General features: G+C 70.8%; 18 protein-coding genes and 1 pseudogene. 6 read left to right on the top strand and 13 right to left on the bottom strand.

All coding sequences use genetic code 11. The features are described from left to right. Positions 1-104: 104 nt before the first annotated feature. From ABTY04_RS13895 to ABTY04_RS13885, 3 genes are all read left to right on the top strand, one after another. Positions 105-377 (top strand): SCO4848 family membrane protein, encoded by a 273-nt coding sequence (locus ABTY04_RS13895; protein WP_352213581.1) that lies wholly within the window; start codon positions 105-107, stop codon positions 375-377. After that, complete coding sequence (locus ABTY04_RS13890) at positions 374-1654, top strand: metallophosphoesterase (RefSeq protein WP_352213580.1); 1281 nt, start codon at positions 374-376, stop codon at positions 1652-1654. The genes ABTY04_RS13895 and ABTY04_RS13890 overlap by 4 nt, the downstream gene beginning before the upstream one ends. A 135-nt stretch (positions 1655-1789) precedes the next feature. Continuing rightward, complete coding sequence (locus ABTY04_RS13885; protein ID WP_352213579.1) at positions 1790-3349, top strand: ABC transporter substrate-binding protein; 1560 nt, start codon at positions 1790-1792, stop codon at positions 3347-3349. 7 nt (positions 3350-3356) lie between these two features. Here ABTY04_RS13885 and ABTY04_RS13880 read toward each other — a convergent pair whose 3' ends face one another. The 5 genes from ABTY04_RS13880 to ABTY04_RS13860 form a co-directional block, all read right to left on the bottom strand. Continuing rightward, entirely contained in the window at positions 3357-4100 is a 744-nt protein-coding gene (locus ABTY04_RS13880) for a TetR/AcrR family transcriptional regulator (RefSeq protein ID WP_352213578.1), read from the bottom strand. An 11-nt stretch (positions 4101-4111) separates the two neighbouring features. Then, positions 4112-4573, bottom strand: coding sequence for a thiol-disulfide oxidoreductase DCC family protein (locus ABTY04_RS13875; protein WP_352213577.1), 462 nt, complete (start codon positions 4571-4573; stop codon positions 4112-4114). Between the two features lie 3 nt (positions 4574-4576). Continuing rightward, positions 4577-4981, bottom strand: a complete 405-nt coding sequence (locus tag ABTY04_RS13870) for a hypothetical protein (protein WP_352213576.1) — start codon at positions 4979-4981, stop codon at positions 4577-4579. An 89-nt stretch (positions 4982-5070) separates the two neighbouring features. Then, positions 5071-6069, bottom strand: a complete 999-nt coding sequence (locus ABTY04_RS13865) for a protein kinase family protein (RefSeq protein ID WP_352213575.1) — start codon at positions 6067-6069, stop codon at positions 5071-5073. A gap of 99 nt (positions 6070-6168) precedes the next feature. Then, positions 6169-8091, bottom strand: a complete 1923-nt coding sequence (locus ABTY04_RS13860) for a bifunctional metallophosphatase/5'-nucleotidase (protein WP_352213616.1) — start codon at positions 8089-8091, stop codon at positions 6169-6171. Positions 8092-8261: 170 nt separating this feature from the next. On the opposite strand from ABTY04_RS13860, the pseudogene ABTY04_RS41150 reads away from it, so the two are divergent. Continuing rightward, positions 8262-8554, top strand: a pseudogene (locus ABTY04_RS41150) (DUF7737 domain-containing protein). Here the strand turns inward: ABTY04_RS41150 and ABTY04_RS13850 are convergent. The 7 genes from ABTY04_RS13850 to ABTY04_RS13820 all read right to left on the bottom strand — a co-directional run bounded on the left by ABTY04_RS13850 (position 8530) and on the right by ABTY04_RS13820 (position 14190). Next, positions 8530-9093, bottom strand: coding sequence for a hypothetical protein (locus tag ABTY04_RS13850; protein ID WP_352213573.1), 564 nt, complete (start codon positions 9091-9093; stop codon positions 8530-8532). The pseudogene ABTY04_RS41150 and the gene ABTY04_RS13850 sit on opposite strands and share 25 nt — an antisense overlap. Positions 9094-9135: 42 nt before the next feature. Beyond that, positions 9136-9765, bottom strand: a complete 630-nt coding sequence (locus ABTY04_RS13845; RefSeq protein ID WP_352213572.1) for a Uma2 family endonuclease — start codon at positions 9763-9765, stop codon at positions 9136-9138. 234 nt (positions 9766-9999) lie between these two features. Beyond that, the gene (locus ABTY04_RS13840; RefSeq protein ID WP_352213571.1) at positions 10000-10758 is read right to left on the bottom strand and encodes a succinate dehydrogenase iron-sulfur subunit; all 759 of its coding nucleotides are present in this window, start codon (positions 10756-10758) and stop codon (positions 10000-10002) included. Further along, positions 10758-12512, bottom strand: coding sequence for a succinate dehydrogenase flavoprotein subunit (gene sdhA / locus ABTY04_RS13835; RefSeq protein ID WP_352213570.1), 1755 nt, complete (start codon positions 12510-12512; stop codon positions 10758-10760). Before sdhA ends, ABTY04_RS13840 begins: the two co-directional genes overlap by 1 nt. Positions 12513-12536: 24 nt before the next feature. Further along, positions 12537-13019 (bottom strand): succinate dehydrogenase hydrophobic membrane anchor subunit, encoded by a 483-nt coding sequence (locus tag ABTY04_RS13830; protein ID WP_266626231.1) that lies wholly within the window; start codon positions 13017-13019, stop codon positions 12537-12539. A gap of 5 nt (positions 13020-13024) precedes the next feature. Further along, complete coding sequence (gene sdhC, locus ABTY04_RS13825) at positions 13025-13405, bottom strand: succinate dehydrogenase, cytochrome b556 subunit (protein ID WP_352213569.1); 381 nt, start codon at positions 13403-13405, stop codon at positions 13025-13027. 152 nt (positions 13406-13557) lie between these two features. Next, a complete protein-coding gene (locus tag ABTY04_RS13820; RefSeq protein WP_352213568.1) occupies positions 13558-14190 on the bottom strand; it encodes a 2-oxo-4-hydroxy-4-carboxy-5-ureidoimidazoline decarboxylase in 633 nt (210 codons plus the stop codon). Between the two features lie 348 nt (positions 14191-14538). On the opposite strand from ABTY04_RS13820, the gene ABTY04_RS13815 reads away from it, so the two are divergent. Both ABTY04_RS13815 and ABTY04_RS13810 read left to right on the top strand, forming a co-directional pair. Beyond that, complete coding sequence (locus ABTY04_RS13815) at positions 14539-15282, top strand: RNA polymerase sigma factor (RefSeq protein ID WP_352213615.1); 744 nt, start codon at positions 14539-14541, stop codon at positions 15280-15282. After that, entirely contained in the window at positions 15282-16325 is a 1044-nt protein-coding gene (locus ABTY04_RS13810) for a hypothetical protein (protein ID WP_352213567.1), read from the top strand. The genes ABTY04_RS13815 and ABTY04_RS13810 overlap by 1 nt, the downstream gene beginning before the upstream one ends. 329 nt (positions 16326-16654) lie before the next feature. Here the strand turns inward: ABTY04_RS13810 and ABTY04_RS13805 are convergent, their stop codons facing one another. Next, positions 16655-17539 carry a L,D-transpeptidase family protein gene (locus tag ABTY04_RS13805; RefSeq protein WP_502996629.1) on the bottom strand — a complete coding sequence of 295 codons (885 nt, stop codon included), beginning with the start codon at positions 17537-17539 and terminating at the stop codon, positions 16655-16657. Positions 17540-17620 lie beyond the last annotated feature (81 nt).

Below are 17620 nucleotides of genomic sequence, written 5' to 3'. Positions count from 1 at the left end.
CCGATGTGCTGTCTGCCGTCCGGGACCGGCCAACTTGTCCGAACCACCGCCGGTACAGCCCACCCCCACGCGTCCGTCCTGGGGACCGAACCGATACTGGGGGCATGAAACTCAGCCGCGCCGCCTCCTGGTTCCTGCTCGCCTTCGGAGTGTGGAGCTGGTTCATCTGGGTGTCTTTCGTCCGGAACCTGTGGAAGGACGCCAGTGGTCTGGCATTCGACGCGGCGGGCGAGCCGACGGCCTACTTCTGGGTCCACCTTCTCCTGGCCGTGACGTCCTTTCTCCTGGGGACGGCCGTTGGTGTGATCGGGCTGCGCGGCGTTCTCGCGCTGCGGCGCGAATCACGCGGCGGCCGGGGCCCGGGTTCGCCGGAATGAAGATCGTGCTCTTCGCCGGGATCGTGCTCCTGGTCCTGGCCCTGCTGGTCCTGCTCCACCGCTGGCTCTGGATCCGTCTGGTCCGCGACACGACGCTCCCGCGCGGCACGGCCCGCCGGACCGGTACCGTTCTCGCCTTCACCCTGCCGCTCCTCTCGCTGGCCGCCCTCACCGCGGGCCGTGCCGGCGCCCCGTTCCTGCTCCAACAGTCCGTGGCCTGGCCCGGTTACATGTGGCTCGCGGTGCTCCTGTACCTGACGCTGGCCATGCTCGTGGCCGAACCCGTCCGGGCCCTGCTGCTCCGCTCCCGCGGCTCCGCCCCGGACCCCGCGCCCGTGTCGCCGCCCCCGGCCCCGCAGGGCGCGACCGGGGCCGAGACCGAGTCCGGGAACGGGATCGAGGCCGGGCCGGGGGCCACGACCGGGGCCGGGACCGGCACCGGGACCCAGGGCGTCAGCCGCCGGCAGTTCGTGGCGCGCACCGTCGGCGGAGCGGCCGCCGCCGCGGCCGTCGGGACCGTCGGGTACGGGACGTACGGGGTCCTGCGCGGGCCGCGCGTGAAGCGGGTCCAGGTACCCCTGGCCAAACTGCCCCGCGCCGCGCACGGCTTCCGGATCGCCGTCGTCAGCGACATCCACCTCGGCCCGGTCCTCGGCCGCGCGCACACCACCCGCATCGTCGACACCGTCAACCGCACCCAGCCCGACCTGATCGCCGTCGTCGGCGACCTCGTGGACGGCAACGTGCACGACCTGGGCAACGCCGCCGAGCCCCTGAGCCGGCTCCGGGCGCGGCACGGCTCGTACTTCGTCACCGGCAACCACGAGTACTTCTCCGGCGCCCGGCAGTGGATCGACCACGTCCGCGAGCTCGGCCTCACCCCCCTGGAGAACGCCCGCCGGGCGCTGCCGCACTTCGACCTCGCCGGGGTCAACGACGTACGGGGCGAGACGCAGGGCGAGGGCCCCGACTTCGACGCCGCCCTCGGCGACCGCGACCGGTCGCGCGCCGCCGTGCTCATGGCCCACCAGCCCGTCGTCATCCACGACGCGGTCCGCCACGGCGTCGGCCTCCAGCTCTCCGGCCACACCCACGGCGGCCAGCTCTGGCCGGGCAACTACCTCGCCGAGCTCGCCAACCCCACCGTCGCCGGCCTGGAGCGCTACGGCGACACCCAGCTCTACGTCTCGCGCGGCGCCGGCGCCTGGGGACCCCCGGTCCGGGTCGGGGCGCCGTCCGACATCACGGTCGTCGAACTCGCCTCATACCAGGCCTGACCGGGCGCAAGCGGCAGCGACCCGCCGTGAACCGGCCTTCCCGCGGCTGAATTTCCATGATGGGATGTGACCGTTAATCGGACATGGGGATCCGGTTGGCGGTTGATCCATGGCGTGCGGGGGGTGGGGTCAAGGATGAAGTCTGTCCGCTCGAAGGTCATCGCGGTCGGGCTCGTGATCGGCGTGGCCGGTGTCGGCGCCTGGCAGCTGCTGCCCGAGGAGGGCCGCGGCAGCGGGACCGCCCTCCGGGTCGGGACGAGCGACGTGGTCTCCTCCCTCGACCCCGCCGGGGCGTACGACGCCGGCTCCTGGGCCCTGTTCAGCAACGTCTACCAGTCCCTGCTGACCATCAAGTCCGGCTCCGACACCCCCGTCCCGGATGCGGCCTCCGCCTGCAGGTTCCTCGGCCAGAAGCTCACCACGTACCAGTGCGAGCTCCGCCCCGACCTGAGGTTCGCGAGCGGCCGGCCCGTCACCGCCGAGGACGTCAAGCACTCCTTCGACCGCATCAAGACGATCAACTCCGACCAGGGCCCGGCCCCCCTCTTCAACACCCTGGAGTCGGTCAAGGCCGAGGGCCGCACCGTCACCTTCAACCTCTCCGCGCCCGACGCCACGTTCCCCTTCAAGATCGCGACGGGCGCCGCCTCGATCGTCGACAAGGAGAAGTACCCGGCGAAGGCCCTCCGGGAGGACGGCAAGGCCGACGGCTCGGGCCCCTTCACCCTCGGCGCGTACCAGGCCGGCGCCAGCGCCGAGCTCAAGCCGAACCCGGGCTACCTGGGCCAGTCCAAGCCCGCCAAGACGGCCGTCACGGTGCGGTACTTCAAGGACTCCGCCCAGCTCAACCAGGCCTGGCAGGACCACGAGATCGAGGTCGCCCACCGCGACATGCCGCCGGACGTCCTCGCCGGACTCAACCCCGGCCTGAAGGACACCCGGTACCAGGCCTCCGGCGGCACCGAGACCCGCAGCGTGGTCTTCAACGTCCGCCCCGGCTCCACCGCCGCCCCGCCCGCGGTGCGCCAGGCCGTCGCCGCCGTGATCGACCGCTCGAAGGTGGCCGGCGAGATCCACAAGGGCACGGTGACCCCGCTCTACTCGCTCGTCCCGGCGGGCATCGCCGCGCACAGCACGCCGTTCTTCGACGCCTACCCGGCGCCCAACGGCCTCGCGGCGAAGAAGGTGCTGGGGGATGCCGGGATCGCCACCCCGGTCTCCCTCACCCTCGGCGTGAACACACGCGGCGCGAACGTCCCGGAGGCGGAGGAGATCGCCCAGCAACTGCGGGCCACCGGGCTCTTCCAGGTCAAGGTCAAGGCCGTCGACAAGTGGGCCGACTTCCAGAAGTCCTACGCCGCGGGCGAGTTCGATGCCTACACCATCGGCTGGATCGCCGACTTCCCGGACGCCGACAACTTCCTCGCCCCGCTCGTCGGCGCGGACTCCAGCATGAACAACGGCTTCTCCGACAAGGCCGTCGACGACCTGATCGCCCGCACCCAGTCCTTCTCGGACCGCACCCAGGCGTCCGGCGAGTTCCGCGAGCTCCAGAAGCTGGTATCCCAGCGCATCCCGATGCTGCCCGTCTGGCAGAAGAAGGACTACGTGATGTCCCGCGATGCCGTCTCCGGAGCCCAGTACCTCTCCGACGGCACCGGGGTCTGGCGCCTGTGGGAGCTCGACTGGCTCTAGGCGTGCGCTATGCCGGGTCGGAGTCCGGGTCGGGGTCCGCGGCGGAGGCCCGCTTCTTCTTCGACGCCACCGTCTGCGCCATCCCCGGCAGGAAGTCAGCGAACAGCTCGTGGAGCTCGCGCACCAGTGGCCGCAGCACCCGGAACCGGGCCAGGACGATGCCCCGCGTCGTCAGCTGTGCGCCGCGCTCCGCCAGTCGCCGCGTCTTCTCGCTGTCCGGGGACCGGTCGAAGACCCAGTACAGGACGAGCCCCATCTGCGAGAGCCACATCAGCTCCGGCAGTAGGCCGGCCAGTTCGGCCGGGACCTTCGTCTTCGCCCCCGCCAGCACCTCGCGGTGCATGTCGATCGCCGTCTTGCGCGCGGGTTCCGATTCGGGGGAGAAGGGGCTGAGCGGGCTCTCCGGGTCCGCCGCGTTCTTGAAGAACTGCGAGGCGAACTCGTGGTACGGCGCCGCGATGTCGAGCCAGCTCGTCAGCACGCCCGCGAGCCGCTTCTGCAGATCGGTCTCGCTGTCCAGGATGGGCCGGACCGCCGCCTGGTGCGCGGCGCCGATCCGGTCGTAGAACCCCTGGACGAGGTGTTCCTTCGACTCGAAGTAGTAGTAGGCGTTGCCGACCGAGACCCCTGCCTCCTTGGCGATGGCCCGCATGGTCGTCTTGTCGAAGCCGCGCTCCTGGAAGAGACGGAGCGCGGTTTCGAGGATGAGCGTGCGGGTCTGCTCGCTCTTGGGAGCCTTCTGATCAGTCACGGTGTACGAGCCTATCCGGGTGCGGAGCAGTGGTCGCCACAGGCCGGTGACTCCGCCTCCGCTTCACCCTCCGCGCCCGTCCCTTCGGACCGTACCGCCTGGCGCCACGCCGAGGCCGTGTACATGGCGGCCCGGGCGAAGGGCCGGCCCGCCGGGGTGGCGAGCCAGTTCGCCTTCGGCCGGTGCTCCGCCAGCGCCCACAGGCACACGATGAAGGCATCGGTGCCGCTCCACACCTGCCCCGCGTCCCCGATGACGGTGATCTCGCGGAGCGTCGCCGCATGGTCGAGCCGGGGGTAGCGCCGCTGCGCCTCGAAGGACCCGGCCGGGATCAGCCGGAGCGGCACCAGCCAGCGCTGCCCGAGGAGCCAGTGCCGGATGTGGACGCAGAGCGGGCAGTCGGCGTCGTAGAGAACGGTCAGGTGCCGGGTGGCGGTCGTGGCGGTCGGCGCGGTCGGTGCCGTGGGGGCCATAGGTCAGGCCCCGGCCGGAGTGGTCCACCCCTGCGGGGCGACCGGCGGCGTCTGCTGGCGCTCCATGATTCCGCGGCGGCGCATCTTGTTCAGCACCCACACGTTCCCGAGGTGCATGACGCCGAGGACCAGCAGGACGACACCGATCTTGACCGACAGGGCTTCGAAGAGCTCGCGCGCCGTCTCGACCGCGACGTCCGAGCGCAGGTAGAGGGTCACGAATCCGATGTTCACGAGGTAGAAGCCGACCACCAGGAGGTGGTTGACGGCATCCGCGAGCTTCTCGTTCCCGTGCAGTACGTCGGCGATGAAGATGCGCCCGTTGCGGCTGAGCGTACGGGCCACCCAGACGGTGAGCCCGATGCTGACGAGCAGGTAGATGACGTATGTGACGACGGTGAGGTCCATGCCCTCGCCCCCCTCTTGAACGTGTTCAACTTGTTGGCAGGGCTGACTGTAGACCTCTTTTTGAACAGGTTCAAGCCTTCTGGGGAGGGCTACTGCGAGGCCTCGGCGACCGCCCCGGCCGGGAACGGCGTCCGCTTGCTCTCCGCGACCAGCCGACGGTGGAAGCCGGCCATCACGAGCCCCGTCGCGGCGTGCCGGTCGAGCAGCGCGGCGGCCTCGGGCGGCACCCCGCCCCGCCCGCGCCCCGCGAGCCACTCCCGCAGGAAGGCCTCGTGCTCCAGGTCGTCGCGCTCGTCGGCGCCGGGCAGGTGGTACCGCAGGAGATGGCTCGCGGTGTACGCGCGGTCGTAGCCCAGGTGCTCCGACAGGAACCGGGCCTCGTCGGGCGCCAGCTCGAAGCGGGTGCTGAGCGCGAGCCCGAAGTCGGCGAAGTGGACGAGCCCGCCGTCGGTCAGCACGTTGTGGAAGTGGGCGTCGAAGTGAACCAGCCCGCGGGAGCCCATGAACTCCGCCCCGCGCAGCAGGGCGTCCTCCGCCCATGCGTAACGGGGGTGCTCGGCCAGCCAGGTTCCGAGCCGGTGCGGCACGTGCTCCAGGAACAGCACCAGGCTGTACGAGGCCCGCCCGATGGCCTCCAGCCGCCGGCGCACGGCGTCGGACCCCTCCCACCGGGCGACGGCCGCCTCGATGCCTTCGCCCCCGGGCGGGGAGTCGGGCAGCACCCGCCAGTGGTACATCAGCGGGAACCCCTCGTACGCGCCCTCGACCACCCAGCCGGTGGTCATGGTGTGCACGGCCAGCTCCCGCCAGGCCCCGAACCCGGCCGAGCCGACCCCGTACTGGTAGTGCAGCGGCAGTCCGAAGAGGTTCGCGGTGGACCGCACGTTGCGCGGCAGCAGCTCGATGTCGGTCAGCGGCACGCGCTTGACGAAGACCCGGGTCCCGTCGACGTCCAACTCGGCGGTCCGGCCGCCGGTTCCGGACCCGAGGGGTGTCGCGGCGGCCGTCAGCGCGCGCAGCCGTTGGTCGCTCAGCAGGGACAGGCGGGTGGAGACGGCGGAGTACGCCGTGAGTCGCTCTCGGTGCATCCGGCCGAAACTACCGGCGGGCACCTCACACCACGGTCATGTTTTCCGGCAGATCCGGTCCACGTACGGCGCCTCGCGCGTCGTGGGACGGCGGGCGCGTCAGCAGGGTGGCCGGAAGCCGCCGGTATCGGTGTGGGGGCGGTCCGCCGAGACGATCGCGGCCTCGGAGCGGGGCATCGGTGTGCCGTCGGGGAGGAGGAGGGGGCCGGGGTCGAGGACGATGCCGACGTCGGCGCCGCGGCGGGTCGTGTTCGCGGCGGTGACGCGGTTCAGGGGGGCCGGGGTCAGGGTCTGCGTTTCGCGGATGTACGCGACGAAGCTCTCGAAGTCGCGCTGGTGGCGGTAGGGGGTTCGGAAACCGCTCAGAGCGCTGTAGCCGTCGTTCGCCAGGAAGGTGTACGAGGGGGACGCGAGGCGGTAGGTGCCGGTGAGGCTGAGCGGGGCGTCGTCGATGAACACGTCCGCCGGGTTCACGCGGTCACCGGCCCTGCCCAGGGTGTTGAAGGTGTAGCGGACGTTCTTGGAGACGGCCAGGGGCGCGAAGAGCAGTTCACCACTGGCCGCGATCGTCCACTGCTGCTCCAGCGCGTCGTGGATCTGCTGCCCGGTCACCGTCGCGCTGACGATCGGGTCGCCGAAGCCGACGGCCCTCCAGGCGCGGCCGAAGGTGACGGCGCCGCCCGAGGCCGTGTCGCGGACCAGGTCGCCCGCGATGACGGCCTGGCCGACCCGCGGGGCCGCGGCGACCAGGGCGAGCTGGGCCGGGACGTTGGGGTGGACGTTGCCGTCGTTCTCGGGGTCGGTGGGCCTGCGGCCCGCCCACAGGGCCCAGTCGGCGACCAGGTCGCCCATGGTGCTCTCGCCCGCGGTGTTGCGCGTCCGCAGGAACGAGCCGGTCTGCTTCCCGATCGGGGTGGCGTCGCGGGCGGCGGCCTGCCCGGCCCAGTAGTCGACGACCTCCTTCAGGGCCGGGTCCGGGGTGACGTCACGGGTGTTGGGGTGGTTGGTGGAGACGGTCAGCTCGCGGACCACCTTTCCGGTGACCGGGTCGAGGCGGAGGCTGATCTCGTTGATGAGCTGGCCGTGGCAGCCGGCCTCGACGAAGGGGCGGGGGACGCCGTCGGGGTCCGGGACCATCATGTTGAACCGGGTGTGCCAGTGGCCGGCGACGATGGCGTCGATGTCGGGGGAGACCCGGAGCGCCAGGTCGAGGGCCGGGCCGGAGGGGTCGGCGCCGCTGTTGAAGTCGGCGCCCGCCACCGCTCCGTCATGCATGCTGAGGACGATCGCGTTGACGCCCTGGGCCTTGAGCAGGGCCGCGTACCGGTCGGCGGTGGCGACCTCGTCGAGGGTGGCCAGGCCCGGCTGGTAGGAGCCGGGGAAGAGCTCGGTGCCGAGGGCGGTGAGGTGGATGAACCCGATCTGCAGCTCCTGGCCGGCGGCGGTGCGGACCTTCTCGATGCTGTACGCGGGCAGGACGGTGCGCTGGTCTGCGGCCCAGACGACGTTGGCGCTGTAATAGCGGAAGTCGGCGCCGTGGAAACGGGCGCCGGAGGAGTCGGTGAAGGAGGCGTCGCGGCCCTCGACGGGGAACGGGACGCCCTGCTCCATGTGCCGCTGCAGCAGGGCGGGGGACTTGTCGAACTCGTGGTTCCCGGCGGTCGCGAAGTCCAGGCCCATCCGGTTGAGGGCCTCGATGGTGGGCTCGTCGGCGAAGGCGGCGGCGTCGAACTCCCAGCCGGAGAAGGCGTCCCCGGGGGTGAAGAAGAGCGAGTTGAGCCGGCCGGCCCGGAGGCGGGTGAGGTGGGCGGCCATGTAGGCGACGCCGCCGACGGTGTAGGTCTGGCCGCCGTTGCCGGTGATGACGGCATTGCCGGCGGGGGCGGCCTGGAGGTAGCCGTGCAGGTCGGCGATGTTGAGGAGCTGGACGTCCACGTACTCGACGGCAGAGGCGGCGTCGCGCGCGTGGTCGGTTGCGTGGGCGGGGATTCCGGTGGCGAAGGTGGCTGCGGCGGTTCCCATGGCGGTGAGGAACGTCCGTCGCCCGAGGTGGTGGGAACTCCGGTCCGGATACGTGGTCTTGGCGAGCCTCGTCACATCCCCGCATACTCCCGCGCCACGGGGCGCGTGTCGATGCGCCGGGCCGTGCCGCCGGGCCGTGTCGTGCGCGGCCTGCAGGCCCCGGGCCCCGGATGACGGGCCGGCGGCCCGAAGGTCGCCGTCGACTGGTGGGTGAACGTCAGCACGTGCGGGGCGAGTTGCCCACGTACCGGATCCATCTTGGGTCGGGCAACGTCCTCATGGACCCGGGCGGCCAGTACCTGTGCATCGTGGCGGCCGGGCCGCGGGGGCGGAGACCGGCCACCTGCCCTTCGAGGGGGACCGGACGCTCGCGCTGATCCTCGGCAAGGCGATGATGCCGGCAGACGACACCGGTATCACCGACCCGGTGATCTCCCGTCAGACGCTCAGGGAACGGGCGTAGTTGAGCTGGTTCATCACCCAGGGGAAGGTGCTCGCGTCGACCGCCGGGATCATCGTGGAGTGGTGGCGGCCGCCGCTGGTGACCGTGACCTGGATGTAGCCGGTGGTGGTCTTCTCCTTCATCAGGAGGAAGAGCAGGCCGAGCAGGCAGAACACGAAGAAGATGATCGCGAGCACGACCGCGTGCGTCGGCATCTTCGTCTCCGTGCGGGAGAAGTCGGTGGCGTTCCACATGGCGCCCTTGAGCGGCATCGGCCCCGAAGGGGTGATGATCTGGTCCCCGGCGATGGTGATGTCGCCGAGCGACAGGCCGGAGCCGCCGTATGCCTGGGGCTGCACGGGCGGCATCATCGGGGGCTGCCCGGGGGCCGGAATGCCGGCGCCGCCGACGGTCGGCTGGTAACCGGGGGCCGGCGGAGTGGCCGGGTACCCGTACCCGGGCGTCCCCGGAGCCGCCGGATATCCCTGCGGATATCCGTAACCCGGGCCTCCCGGAGACCCGTTGCCGTGCGCGTACGGATTGGGCTGCTGCTCGCTCATGTGCTCGATCTTTCCACAGGCCCGCCCGGGCCCGTACCCCGATCAGGCGAGGACGTTCTCTTCGCCCTCGGGCTTGCGCCGCGCCGCCGTGAGCACGGCTTCGACGTCCAGGGTCACCTTGGCGCCGATCGACTCCGGCAGGGTGACGAGCTCGCCGGGAGCGTGGACGCGGTGGGTGGCGTACTCGTCCGCGGCCGGATCGGTGAGGACGTGCAGGCGGTTGTGCTTGCGGTCGACGATCACGTAGACGGGGACCTTGGCGTTGGCGTAGGCGGTGACCTTGGTCCGCAGGTCGGTCTGGTGGTTGCTGGAGGTGACTTCCAGGACCAGGCGGAAGACGACGGGGTCGTAGCAGTTGTTCTCGATGAGGTGGTCTTCGAAATCGGCGTCGACCAGGGAGAGGTCCGGGGTGGCGTAGTCCTCGCGTCCGTCCGGGAGCCAGATGCCGATTGCTTGGAGGACTTCCGTCGTCTCGCCGGCGAGCCCTGCCGTGATGAACGGGCGCATGAGCGAGGTCAGGCCCCGTGCATGGGCGCCGTCTGCTGGTGGGGACACGAGGATCTGTCCTCCGATGATCTCGACTCGGTACCCCGGGCGCTGATCCATGATCTGGTTGGCCAGGTCGATCAGTGGCCATTCAGTGTGGGGACGCTCAGCGGGTGCTGCGGACATCACGTGCCTCCCGTGGGCTGCTGTCGAGAGCATCATCGTAGGACGGGACCGGGGCACGCGGACGGAAGCCGCGCGATCACCCGAACGGGCGAGGGCCCCGCCCCCGGTGCGGAACCGGGGTGCGGGGCCCAGCCGGCCGCTGCGTCAGCCGTGAACGGCGGACGGAGTCCGGCGCAGCGTCTCGAAGCCGGGGAGGCCCGCCAGGGCCGACCCGTGCGAGGGACGCGTCGAGAATCAGAAGCGGCGCGTGATCAGGGCGCGCTTGACTTCCTGGATCGCCTTCGTGACCTCGATGCCACGGGGGCAGGCGTCGGTGCAGTTGAAGGTCGTGCGGCAGCGCCACACGCCGTCCTTGTCGTTCAGGATCTCCAGCCGCTGCTCGCCGGCCTCGTCACGCGAGTCGAAGATGAAGCGGTGGGCGTTGACGATCGCCGCCGGGCCGAAGTACTGGCCGTCGTTCCAGAACACCGGGCACGAGGACGTGCACGCGGCGCACAGGATGCACTTGGTGGTGTCGTCGAAGCGCTCGCGGTCCTCGGCGGACTGCAGGCGCTCACGCGTCGGCTCGTTGCCCTTGGTGACGAGGAACGGCATGACGTCGCGGTACGCCTGGAAGAAGGGCTCCATGTCGACGACGAGGTCCTTCATCACCGTGAGGCCCTTGATGGCCTCGACGGTGATCGGCTTCTCCGGGTTGATGTCCTTGATCAGCGTCTTGCAGGCGAGCCTGTTCTTGCCGTTGATCCGCATCGCGTCGGAGCCGCAGATGCCGTGCGCGCACGACCGGCGGAAGGTCAGCGTGCCGTCGAGGTCCCACTTGATCTTGTGGAGACCGTCGAGCACGCGCTCCTTCGGGTCGATCTCGATCTGGAAGTCCTGCCACTGCGCCTCGTCCGAGATCTCCGGGTTGTAGCGGCGGATCCGGAACGTGACCGTGATGTAGGGGGAGGCCGCAGCCGCCTCTTCCATCTTGTCCAGGGTGGGGGTAGCCATCAGTACTTACGCTCCATCGGCTGGTAGCGGGTCGTCACGACCGGCTTGTAGTCGAGCCGGACCGAGTCCGAGCCGTCGGCTCCGACCTCGCGGTACGCCATGGTGTGGCGCATGAAGTTGACGTCGTCGCGGTTCGGGTAGTCCTCGCGGTAGTGACCGCCGCGGGACTCCTTGCGCGCCAGTGCGGACACGGCCATGACCTCGGCCAGGTCGAGCAGGTTGCCCAGCTCGATGGCCTCCAGCAGGTCCGTGTTGAAGCGCTTGCCCTTGTCCTGGACGGACACGTTCTTGTAGCGCTCGCGCAGCTCCGCGATCTTCTCGACCGCGGTCTTGATGGTCTGCTCCGTACGGAACACCATCACGCAGGCGTCCATCGTCTCCTGGAGCTCCAGGCGCAGGTCGGCGACCCGCTCCTTGCCCGTGGAGTTGCGCAGGTGCTCGACCAGGTCGACGACCTGCTGCGCCGGGTTCTCGGGGAGCTCGACGTAGTCGTTCTCCTGCGAGTACTTCGCCGCGGCGATACCGGAGCGCTTGCCGAAGACGTTGATGTCCAGCAGCGAGTTGGTGCCGAGGCGGTTGGCGCCGTGCACGGAGACGCAGGCGACCTCGCCGGCCGCGTACAGGCCCGGGACGACGGTGGTGTTGTCCGCCAGGACCTCACCCTCGACGTTCGTCGGGATGCCGCCCATGGCGTAGTGCGCGGTGGGCTGGATCGGGATCGGGTCCGTGTACGGCTCGATGCCCAGGTACGTACGCGCGAACTCGGTGATGTCCGGGAGCTTCGCGTCGAGCTGCTCCGGCGGCAGGTGCGTCAGGTCCAGGTACACGTGGTCACCGGCCGGACCGCATCCGCGGCCCTCACGGATCTCGGTGTAGATGGAGCGCGAGACGACGTCACGGGACGCGAGGTCCTTCATGACCGGCGCGTACTTCTCCATGAAGCGCTCGCCGTCCTTGTTGCGGAGGATGCCGCCCTCACCGCGGGCGCCCTCCGTCAGCAGGATGCCCATGCGCCAGATGCCCGTCGGGTGGAACTGGAAGAACTCCATGTCCTCCAGCGGCAGGCCGCGGCGGTAGCAGGCCGCCTGGCCGTCACCCGTGAGGGTGTGCGCGTTGGAGGTCACCTTGAAGAACTTGCCGGTGCCGCCGGAGGCGTAGATGACGGCCTTGGCCTGGAACACGTGGATCTCGCCGGTGGCGAGCTCGTACGCGACCACACCGGCCGACTTCTTGACGCCGTCCTCCTCGACCAGGAGCTGGTCCAGGACGTAGAACTCGTTGAAGAACTCCACGCCCTCCTTGACGCAGTTCTGGTACAGCGTCTGGAGGATCATGTGGCCGGTGCGGTCCGCGGCGTAGCAGGACCGGCGGACCGGGGCCTCGCCGTGGTTGCGCGAGTGGCCGCCGAAGCGGCGCTGGTCGATGGTGCCGTCCGGGGTGCGGTTGAACGGCAGGCCCATCTTCTCCAGGTCGAGGACGGCGTCGATGGCCTCCTTCGCCAGGATCTCGGCGGCGTCCTGGTCGACCAGGTAGTCACCGCCCTTGACCGTGTCGAAGGTGTGCCACTCCCAGTTGTCCTCTTCCACGTTGGCGAGCGCGGCGGCCATGCCGCCCTGCGCGGCGCCCGTGTGGGAGCGGGTCGGGTACAGCTTCGTCAGGACTGCGGTGCGGCTGCGCTTCGTCGACTCGATGGCGGCGCGCATGCCCGCGCCGCCGGCGCCGACGATGACGGTGTCGTACTTGTGGATCTTCATCAGTGGTTTCGCCTCAGCCCGTGCCTAGCGGATGTTCGGGTCGAAGGTGAAGATCACCAGCGTGCCCAGAAGGATGGTGAACACCGTGGCGGTGTAAAGCAGGCCCTTCAGCCACAGCCGCGTGTTGGCGCGCTCCGCGTAGTCGTTGATGACGGTACGCAGACCGTTGGCGCCGTGCAGCATGGCGAGCCACAGCATCAGCAGGTCCCAGACCTGCCAGAACGGGGACGCCCAGCGGCCGGCCACGAAGGCGAAGCCGACCTTGGAGACGCCGCCGTCGAGCACCAGCTGGATGACGAGGTGGCCGATGACCAGGACGACGAGGACGATGCCCGAGAGGCGCATGAAGAGCCACGCGGCCATCTCGAAGTTGCCGCGGGTCGAGCGCGGCGTCTTGCCCGTGCGCTTGCGCGGGGCCTCGATGTACGGCGCCGGGTTGTCGACGTCGTAGAGGCTCACGCCCTCCACGTCGCCGATCGCCTGGGCGGAAGAAGTGTCAGAAGACATGCGTGTCACTTCCCGAACAGTTCAGCAGCTGCGTGGCCGAGGACGGGGTAGAGGGCCCCGATCATCAGGATGATCCAGACGGACACCACGGTCCAGAGCATCTGCTTCTGGAGACGGGGGCCCTTGGACCAGAAGTCCACTGCGATGACACGGAGACCGTTGAGCGCGTGGAACAGGATTGCGGCCACGAGGCCGTACTCCATCAGCGCGACGATCGGAGTCTTGTAGGTAGCCACGACATCGTCGTACGCCTCGGGGGAGACGCGGACGAGAGCGGTGTCGAGGACGTGTACGAACAGGAAGAAGAAAATGAGGACGCCGGTGACTCGATGAGCCACCCAGGACCACATTCCTTCCCGGCCGCGGTACAACGTTCCAGCCGGCACGGAAAACCCTCCGGAAGCGGGGCGGGGGCCAGCCGGCTTCTTTGTCGGTCGGGCCCGGCCGGGTACGGTCCTCCGGCCCCGGACATCGTAGCGACGCTTTGTCGGTTCCCTCGCGCCGGGTCCAGCGGTGTGATCAAACAGGCACGGACGGACTATCCCACAGGTGCGAATAGCCCTGAATCCGCTGCGGATACCCCGTCCGCAGAGGTCAGCCAATGCGTCAGGTCGGCGAGCCGAGCCTGGGCGAGGCGGCGCAGCTCGTCCGCCGAGATCGACCGCTCCTCGTCCGCCTCCAGCTCCATCCGGCGCCGGATGGCGCCGAGCAGCTGGTCCGCCTGCTCCTCCGGCGGGTGCCCGTCCAGGCAGATCACGAAGGCGTGGCCGAACTTGCGCTCGTACTCCGCATGGGCGGCGTCGAGCGCCAGGAGCGCGGCGTACGGGGACCCGTGGCCCAGCTCGGCCGGGAACTCCGAGGCCAGCGCCTCGCTCAGGTCCGCCTGGGAGAGGTCGTACGAGGCCTCGTCGGCGGCGGCCAGCAGCACGCCGGGGTCCGGATAGGGGCGGTGGGCGGCCACCCGCTGGGCCCAGCGCCGACTGCCGCAGCAGTTCAGCAGGACGGCCTGTGCCGCCTCGGGGGAGAGGGCGTTGAACCGCGCCAGCCCGGAGCCGTGGGAAGGGCCGGAGGATCCCCCAGACTCCGTCCGGGAGGTGCCCTCATGGGCCTGTGCCGGAAGGTGGCTGGACAGCGGGGGGCTCCTCGGGACGCGGCGCGGGTGTGCCGCCACGCTAGCGACGCCGGGCACGGCGTGTCGTACCCATCCGAGGTTTTCACCCGGAAGTGAGCCGAAAGGATGACGTGATGACGTGCGGTGCGCCGGGAAGGGCGACGGCGGAGGAAGAGGAGGAGGAAGACGACCGAGGCCGCCACCCCCCACAGGAGAGGCCCCGGTCGTCGTCCGTACGGGCTCGTGCGACAAGCCCGTACCCCTGTCAGCGCCGCGAGTGCGTTTTGTGTCACACCCCGCTTCGCGCACGATCGGTTGCTCCCCGTACAACTCGTGGACGAAGGTACTTGAAAGCCGTAACGTGCTGATTTGCGCCACAGGTACAGGACAGTGAACGGGTTGGGGATTTTGCTGGGGGACGACGCGGAGCTGACCGCCGCGGTGCTCGCGGCACAGGGCGGCGACGAGAGCGCGTTCCGTGCTGTGTACCGCGCCGTGCACCCGCGCCTGCTCGGGTACGTACGCACGCTGGTCGGGGACGGCGACGCGGAGGACGTGACTTCGGAGGCCTGGCTGCAGATAGCCCGCGACCTCGATTCCTTCACCGGCGACGCCGACCGCTTCCGCGGCTGGGCCGCCCGGATCGGCCGCAACCGGGCCCTCGACCACATCCGCATGCGTGGGCGCCGCCCCGCCATCGGCGGCGACGAGACCGAACTGACGGGCCGGGCCGCCGACAGCGACACCGCGGTCGAGGCGATGGAGGCCCTGTCGACCGGCCGGACCATGGCGCTGATCGCCCAGCTTCCGCAGGACCAGGCCGAGGCCGTGGTGCTCCGGGTGGTGGTCGGCCTGGACGCCAAGAGCGCGGCCGAGACCCTGGGCAAGCGGCCCGGCGCGGTGCGCACCGCAGCCCATCGGGGCCTGAAGAAACTGGCCGAGCTGATCGGCGCGGAGGGCGGCTTCGCGCCGGACACGGATCCGGGCGCGGACCCCGCGGGTCCGGTCGGCCATAATGCCGATGACCAGGCGCGGGATGGCGGGGGCGAGAGGGATCTCGACGCCGTGCCCGCTCAGCGAGGCCGCAGTGGCGGCCTCGTGGAGCAAACCGGTGTGACGCATTCACGTTGGCGGACGCAGAAGGACATGTGATGGCCGACGAGCGCAACAGGTGGCTGGACGAGGCCGCGGCGGAACGAGTGCTGCGCGGCGGCCAGGCCGCACCTGGCGCCGACCGGCGCGCCCGCGAAGCGGAAGCCCGGCTCCGTGCCGCCCTCGACATGCTGGCCGCGCCGCAGCCGGTCGCCGGGGTGGAACTGCCCGGCGAGGCCGCCGCGGTGGCCGCCTTCCGCGCGGCGCGCGGCGGGGCCGCAGCACCCGGGGCGCCCGGGGCATCCGAAATGCCCGGGACATCCGCACCCGTCGGCGGTGACACCGCCCCCCTCCTGGAACTCGGCAGGGTCATTCCCCTCGCCGCCTCCGCCGCGGCTCCCCTCTCCGCGCCCCGGCGCGGCCGCCCGGTGCGGTTCGGTCTGGTCGCCGCGCTGGCAGGCGTCGCCGTCGGAGGCCTGGCGGTCGCCGCCGGGGCCGGCCTGCTGGACCGGGGCACGCACGACACGGCGGGGCCGGCGCCGGCCGTGTCCCTCAGCGCCGACGAGAACCCGACGACGGCCGGCGACACCGCGGGCCCGACCTCCGGACCGCAGCTGCGGCCGACCCCGTTCCGGGGTGCCGACGGCGCGTCGCCCGGCCCGGGCACCACGCTGACGCCGGGCGCGGACTCGGCGACGGGGACGGAGCAGGGATTCGGAACCGGAACGGCAACCGGTCCCGGTACCTCGTCCGGCGGCGCCGCCGGCAAGGGCGGAAAGGGCGTCAAGGACGCCCAGGACGACTTCGCGGGCGGAACCACCTCGCTGAAGGAGGCGGACAAGCAGGCCCGCCTCAAGGCGGTGGACCTGTGCGAGGCCTACCGGTCGGGGCACATGACCTCCGACAGCCGCGACCGGCTCTCGAAGCTGGCCCAGGGGCTCTCGCGCATCCCGCACTTCTGCGAGGCGCTGCTCGACGAGCCCGCCAAGACCGCCTCCCCGACCGTTCCGCGCACCGCGGACGACGGGAGCGACGTACTCAGGGCCCCGACGTTCGCCCCGGCGAGCCCGGGCACCTCCGCGCCCGTCCGCCTGCCGCACTGACGGCCCGCCGCCCCGCCGCTCCGGCTCCCGAAGGCCGCCCGTCGGGCCTTCCGGCGGGTGGTCCGCGAGCACTCCCGAGCGGGTCCCGGGCGGCGGCAGGAACGGCCTGTAACACTTTTCGAACCTGCGGCGCAGTACATAACGAGCCGACTGGTCATCGGCCGCGCATGAGCCGGGGTTCCCCCCGTACCCCTGGGCTCTGCGCACCCGGCGCGGGCGGGGTTCGTTCCCCCGGCCCTGCCCGCGCCCCCTACTTCAGACCGGATCACCGGGACGACCCGGGATCACCGGGACGACTCACGCCACCCGGATCACCCGGACCGTGCGGATCACCAGTAGACGACGACCTTGTCGCCGACCTGCACCTGGTTGAACAGCTCCGCGAGCTTGCCCTTGTCCCGGACGTTCACGCAGCCGTGCGAGGCGCCGGCGTAGCCGCGGGCCGCGAAGTCGGCGGAGTAGTGCACCGCCTGGCCCTGGCTGAAGAACATCGCGTACGGCATCGGCGTGTGGTAGATCGTCGACGTCCAGTCCTTGGCCTTCCACTCCACCTTGAACTGGCCCTCGCGGGTCGGGGTGTTCTCGGAGCCGAAGCGGACGTCCAAGGTGGAGACGACCTTGCCGTCGATCATCCAGGCGAGCGTGCGGCTCTCCTTGCTGATGCACATCACGCGGCCCGTCATACAGCGCGGGTCCGGCGCGGCGACCTCGTTGACGGTCGGCGGGCGCAGCTCGTCGGCAGTGGGCTTCTTGCTGAGGCCCTGGATCTTCGCCCAGGTGGCCTCGTCGACCGCGCCGGACGCCGTCAGGCCGTTCTTCGCCTGGAAGGACCTGACCGCGGCGGTCGTCTTCGAGCCGTAGAAGCCGGTCGGGGCGATCGACATGTACTTGAGCTGCCTCAGGCGGGCCTGGAGCTCGCGCACCTGCTCGCTCTCGTCGCCGTTCGCCATGACGGCCTTGACCGTCGGGGACGCGGAGGCGGACGGCGAGGCCGACTCCGAGGCGGACGGCGAAGCGGATGCCGACGGGGAGGCGTCGGCGGGCTTGGCGTCCGCCGACGCGGAGCTCTCGGGGGTGGAACCCGCCGCGGACGCGGACGGAAGCGAAGAAGCGGAGCTGGCCGGCGCCGTCTTCTGGGGCCCGCACGCGGTCGCGGCGAGCGCGACGGCGGTGGCCACCCCGAGCGTGCGGATTATGACTCTCTGGCGGTGCATCGCGTTCCCCCGATTTCTTCTTCTGGTTCGTGTATCTAGGTGATGCTTGGCGGGCGTGGAGAGTTGCGGACGATCCGGGGA

The organism is Streptomyces sp. NPDC097981, assembly GCF_040302565.1.
Taxonomy (GTDB): Bacteria; Actinomycetota; Actinomycetes; order Streptomycetales; family Streptomycetaceae; genus Streptomyces.
The sequence above is the reverse complement of the archived record's forward strand: the minus strand, read 5'-3'. Positions and strand labels throughout refer to the sequence as shown.

Excerpts from the sequence above, each read along its gene's own strand:
- ABTY04_RS13895 (WP_352213581.1), top strand. The coding sequence starts at position 105 with ATGAAACTCAGCCGCGCCGCCTCCTGGTTCCTGCTCGCCTTCGGAGTG.
- ABTY04_RS13890 (WP_352213580.1), top strand. The coding sequence starts at position 374 with ATGAAGATCGTGCTCTTCGCCGGGATCGTGCTCCTGGTCCTGGCCCTG.
- ABTY04_RS13885 (WP_352213579.1), top strand. The coding sequence starts at position 1,790 with ATGAAGTCTGTCCGCTCGAAGGTCATCGCGGTCGGGCTCGTGATCGGC.
- ABTY04_RS13875 (WP_352213577.1), bottom strand. The coding sequence starts at position 4,573 with ATGGCCCCCACGGCACCGACCGCGCCGACCGCCACGACCGCCACCCGG.
- ABTY04_RS13870 (WP_352213576.1), bottom strand. The coding sequence starts at position 4,981 with ATGGACCTCACCGTCGTCACATACGTCATCTACCTGCTCGTCAGCATC.
- ABTY04_RS13865 (WP_352213575.1), bottom strand. The coding sequence starts at position 6,069 with ATGCACCGAGAGCGACTCACGGCGTACTCCGCCGTCTCCACCCGCCTG.
- ABTY04_RS13860 (WP_352213616.1), bottom strand. The coding sequence starts at position 8,091 with ATGGGAACCGCCGCAGCCACCTTCGCCACCGGAATCCCCGCCCACGCA.
- ABTY04_RS13850 (WP_352213573.1), bottom strand. The coding sequence starts at position 9,093 with ATGAGCGAGCAGCAGCCCAATCCGTACGCGCACGGCAACGGGTCTCCG.
- ABTY04_RS13845 (WP_352213572.1), bottom strand. The coding sequence starts at position 9,765 with ATGTCCGCAGCACCCGCTGAGCGTCCCCACACTGAATGGCCACTGATC.
- ABTY04_RS13840 (WP_352213571.1), bottom strand. The coding sequence starts at position 10,758 with ATGGCTACCCCCACCCTGGACAAGATGGAAGAGGCGGCTGCGGCCTCC.
- sdhA (WP_352213570.1), bottom strand. The coding sequence starts at position 12,512 with ATGAAGATCCACAAGTACGACACCGTCATCGTCGGCGCCGGCGGCGCG.
- ABTY04_RS13830 (WP_266626231.1), bottom strand. The coding sequence starts at position 13,019 with ATGTCTTCTGACACTTCTTCCGCCCAGGCGATCGGCGACGTGGAGGGC.
- ABTY04_RS13810 (WP_352213567.1), top strand. The coding sequence starts at position 15,282 with ATGGCCGACGAGCGCAACAGGTGGCTGGACGAGGCCGCGGCGGAACGA.
- ABTY04_RS13805 (WP_502996629.1), bottom strand. The coding sequence starts at position 17,539 with ATGCACCGCCAGAGAGTCATAATCCGCACGCTCGGGGTGGCCACCGCC.